The organism is Moorena sp. SIO4A5 (assembly GCF_010672005.1).
Lineage (GTDB): Bacteria > Cyanobacteriota > Cyanobacteriia > Cyanobacteriales > Coleofasciculaceae > Moorena.
Map to the genome: position 1 here is coordinate 1 of NZ_JAAHHZ010000428.1, position 4,067 is coordinate 4,067.

The 4,067-nt window shown below is 44.9% G+C and carries 4 protein-coding genes; 2 read left to right on the forward strand and 2 right to left on the reverse strand.

Features of this window, described 5'->3' with window-relative positions:
* Positions 1–344 precede the first annotated feature (344 nt).
* The gene (locus F6K57_RS38490) at positions 345–1,013 is read right to left on the reverse strand and encodes a fasciclin domain-containing protein (RefSeq protein ID WP_293073826.1); all 669 of its coding nucleotides are present in this window, start codon (positions 1,011–1,013) and stop codon (positions 345–347) included.
* A gap of 209 nt (positions 1,014–1,222) precedes the next feature.
* Here F6K57_RS38490 and F6K57_RS38495 point away from each other — a divergent pair, with 209 nt between their 5' ends.
* Positions 1,223–1,357, forward strand: coding sequence for a hypothetical protein (locus F6K57_RS38495; RefSeq protein ID WP_293073829.1), 135 nt, complete (start codon positions 1,223–1,225; stop codon positions 1,355–1,357).
* A gap of 48 nt (positions 1,358–1,405) precedes the next feature.
* Here the strand turns inward: F6K57_RS38495 and F6K57_RS38500 are convergent, their stop codons facing one another.
* Positions 1,406–2,677, reverse strand: coding sequence for a HAMP domain-containing sensor histidine kinase (locus F6K57_RS38500; protein WP_293068937.1), 1,272 nt, complete (start codon positions 2,675–2,677; stop codon positions 1,406–1,408).
* Positions 2,678–3,277: 600 nt separating this feature from the next.
* On the opposite strand from F6K57_RS38500, the gene F6K57_RS38505 reads away from it, so the two are divergent.
* Positions 3,278–3,532 (forward strand): helix-turn-helix domain-containing protein, encoded by a 255-nt coding sequence (locus tag F6K57_RS38505; RefSeq protein ID WP_293073832.1) that lies wholly within the window; start codon positions 3,278–3,280, stop codon positions 3,530–3,532.
* The last annotated feature ends 535 nt before the right edge of the window (positions 3,533–4,067 follow it).

The window sequence follows — 4,067 nt, forward strand, 5'->3', positions numbered from 1 at the left end:
TTTTGATCTATAGAGTAGGAGGCTTCATCACTTGTTTTAGCTTCATCGCAAGCAGCAGCACCAAACAGAATCACTCCACCTAGTAAAATTGGCATCAACTTATTCATCTTTAATTTCTCCTTGTTCTATCCTTGTATTTACTTCAATCGAATCCGGTTAATAACTTTGTATTCTGGTAAATCGTGACGTGTTAAGTGTTAACTATAAATTGATTTTTTACACTATACAATTCTCGAATAAACCTGAATAATAAGTAGTAAAACGGACGGGATATAATTACCAAAAACACCAAACTTATTCAGCAGGTGCGGAAAGCGCACCTATGAATTTTTTAAATCTGAATTTTACCTGACTCCTGTTGGTGCTGGTTCCGATTGAGCATGAGCTCTTGAGGGCAGAATTACATGGTCAACAACATGAATTATGCCGTTACTGGCTTCAATATCTGTTTGAGTCACCTGGGCATTGTTGACAGTAACCTTACCTTCTTCACCAACTTTTACTGTTACCGACTTTCCAGCCATAGTGATAATTTCTCCCGACTGGATTTGACTGCTATCAACTGCACCAGTTACAACATGATACTTTAGCAGCTTTACCAGTACCTCTTTGTTTTCTGGTAGTAGTAGACTGTCTAAGGTATTTGGTGGCAGTGCAGCAAAAGCATCATCGGTGGGAGCAAAAACAGTGTAGGGTCCTTCACCTGCCAAGGTTTCCGTTAAGCCCGCTGCCTCAATTGCTTTGACAAGGGTTTGGAATTGATCATTGCTCGCAGCTTGCTCTACTAGGTTACTGGTGGTAGATTCAGCGTCAGTGGTAGCTGGCATTTCTACCTCTTCAGCCTGTTGAAGGGGTTTGCTCAAGGAATCGGGGGCGCTTTCTACCATAGACTCAGTTGCACCATTGACAGCATCTTTAACTGAGTTTTCTGTTTTTTCTTGCGCTATTGCCGGGAAACTGATCAGAGCACTTAATCCCAGAATACCTGTTAGCAACTTAATGGGAGTTTTCATTTAGATAATCTCTCCTGAATGCTAGGTATAGTTGACGCTTTCCAACTAAACGGCTTCATAGTTTGAGATTATTACCCAAAAGTAAAAAAGTCGGTAAGGAAGTTAGAAATTAGGGAGTAGGGAGTAGGGAGTAGGGAGTAGGGAATATGGCATCAAAAATTATCACAATTCATTCCTACACGGATCCCTATATAGCATTTATCGTAGCTATGAGGTACACATTATTTTTTACCTCTTACCTCTTCCCCTCCTGTGAGGGGTTAGGGGTGGGTTCCTCTTACCTGCTCCCTGCTCCCTGCTCCCCGCTCCCTAAAAACCAGAAATTTGTACCTCACAAGTCGTAGAATTGCTATATGATTTCAAAAGAAAATCCCAACCTAGAAGCTATTTTCCTAAACCAGCGGTAAACGTATCTCAAAGCAGCTACCAACCCCAACCTGAGAGGTAAGGGTGATTTTTCCCCCATGACTGTGAGTGATTGCTTGAGCGATCGCAAGTCCCAACCCGGTACCCCTCTCTCGGCGAGAACGAGCTTTATCGGCACGCCAGAAGCGATCAAATACAAACGGCTGATGTTCAGGGGCAATACCAATGCCAGTATCCTCAATCATGACCAGGGCACAGCGATTCTGTTTGGCAACAGTAAGAACCACTTTTCCTTTAGGGGGTGTGTATTGCAGGGCATTCTCTAGCAAGTTGGAAAATAAACGGGTCAGTTGCCCTTCATCCCCAATTACAGAGACTGTTGTCAGGCACTTATATTCCAAAGAAATCTGCTTATCTTGAGCAAATGATTCTAACAATTCCACCACATTCTGCAAAACTGTATTGAGGGAAATTGGGACTGACTTTCGAGTCGGGATTGACAAGGCTGCATCAGTACGAGCTAAAAATAGTAAGTCTTCTGCTAAGTGGCTCATCTGATCTGTAGCGCTAGCAATAGCCACTAACTTCTTAGCATCCTTGGGATGAATTCGCTCAGGATGATTTCGCATCACATCCACAGAGGCTTTAATTGCTGTCAGAGGACTGCGCAATTCATGGGAGGCATCAGCAGTAAACTGTTTAAGCTGCTTAAAACTTTGCTCAATCGGCTCAAGAGCTTTCTGGGTCAGCCAAAGTCCACCGATACCAACAAACCCTAGAGCGATCATTCCTCCCATTCCTAATCCCCAAAATAGTTGGCTTTGGACGATTTCTACATCCTCTGTGGATTGACTGGCTCGAATATAGCCCTCTAGGGATGGCTGGCTTGGTTTCGAGGTGTCTTTAAAGACAGAAATTGTAAACGTCCTAATTGGCTCTGATGTCTTGGGGAGTTGTAGAGTCTTGGAACCCAGTTTTGGCGGGAAAGTCAACACAATCACACCTCGCCTTGCCAATAGTTGACCGTTAGCATCAAACCATTCTAGGCTTTGTTGGTCTCGGTTAAAGATATCTCGCCAGGGGACTTCATCAACTTGTTCAATGTATTGACTCCCTTTCACTTCTACTTCAGTAAATGATGGGGCGGCGGATTGGGCTAAAGTCCGTAGTTTTTTGTCAAGTTGCTGGTACAGACTCTGTGTTAAAAACACATACACACCCGCACCAAATACACTTAAAATTGCCGCCATTACCATCAGGTAATACAACAGAAGACGCCAGCGCAAACCTTTAAACATCTGGTAATTAGTAATTAGTAATTAGTAATTAGTAATTAGGTAAGCATTCAGCCGTCAGCTGTCAGCTGACGGCTGACGTAATTAGTAATTGGTAATCGTTAACTGACCCAACTATACTTGATATCATTCGTTGCTTCACGAACGCCGTCAACTTACCCTACGGGAACGCCAAAGGCGAACAACCTGCCAACTTTCAACCTACCAACCTTAAACCTGCAACCTACCCTACGGGAACGCCAAAGGGAACCTTGGCCAAAAGGCCACGCGCTTCGCAGCAAAGCGGGACTTCGTCCATCGCGTTCAACCTGCCAACTTTCAACGGTAACAACTGAATAGTGGAATTATATCAAGTTCGGATAATTAGTTATAATCAAGCTTCCCTTCCTCTGAAAAAACATTGCATTGCCACTCGCTATGCCAAAAACCGTCACTGTTGAATCCCATTTGAGTTCGGAGGAACTCTACTCTCGTTACCGGGCGAGCACCTCGGAGGTGGAACGGGTGTCACTATCAAATCATCTGGTTACTTGCCGATGGGAAAACTCCAGCAACGGAAGCTCGAAGTTACTGGTTATAGCCGAATTTGGATAAACCCAACTTCTGCGACGTTATAACCAGCACGGACCAAATGCTTTGGGCGATCGACGACACTCAAATCCGGGTTCGCCAACTCAACTCAATGATCTACAACTTGCACAACTGTGGCAAGTCCTAACCGGACCGGCTCCTGATGGAGGGTTATGGAACGGTCGTTTGGTAGCGGATTGGTTAAGTGAATTGACAGGAGTTCGGATTAGCCGTTATCGAGGATGGGAATATCTTCGGGACATGGGTTATCGCGCTATAGTCCAATGACCCCAACATCAGGAAACTTCCGAACTCCCGCCAACAGCAGTGGAAAAAAAATGACCTTTAGAGCTGGCATATCTTCAAGCCAAATACCCGATCGCAGACATTGAGGTGTGGGGAATGGACGAACATCGTTTGGGGCTACTGCCAGTGATGCGTCGAGTCTGGACAGTTGAGGGGGAACAACCAATTGCCCAGGTCAAACATCAATAGAGCGTGGTTGCGGTGCGACCCCGGTCAGGTTTCCCGACAAGGGTGAATGCGCACCAAGAGAGTGGGTCTATGCTTTTGTTCACCCGGAGTCGGGAGAAACCTATTGGTGGCTTTTGCCATTTGTGAATACACAATTGTTCAACCCTTGTATTAGCAGATTTTGCCCGAGAATTTCAATGGGGTTTGAATAAACGAGTGCTACTAGTGCAGCGCGGCAGAAATACTTGAGCAGCTGCTGATAATGGTAAAATAGAAGGATGAACTGCTTACCTACTCGATGCTCAGCTTACCCTATTGTACTCTTCACAACTTGTGCTATGCCTGACCC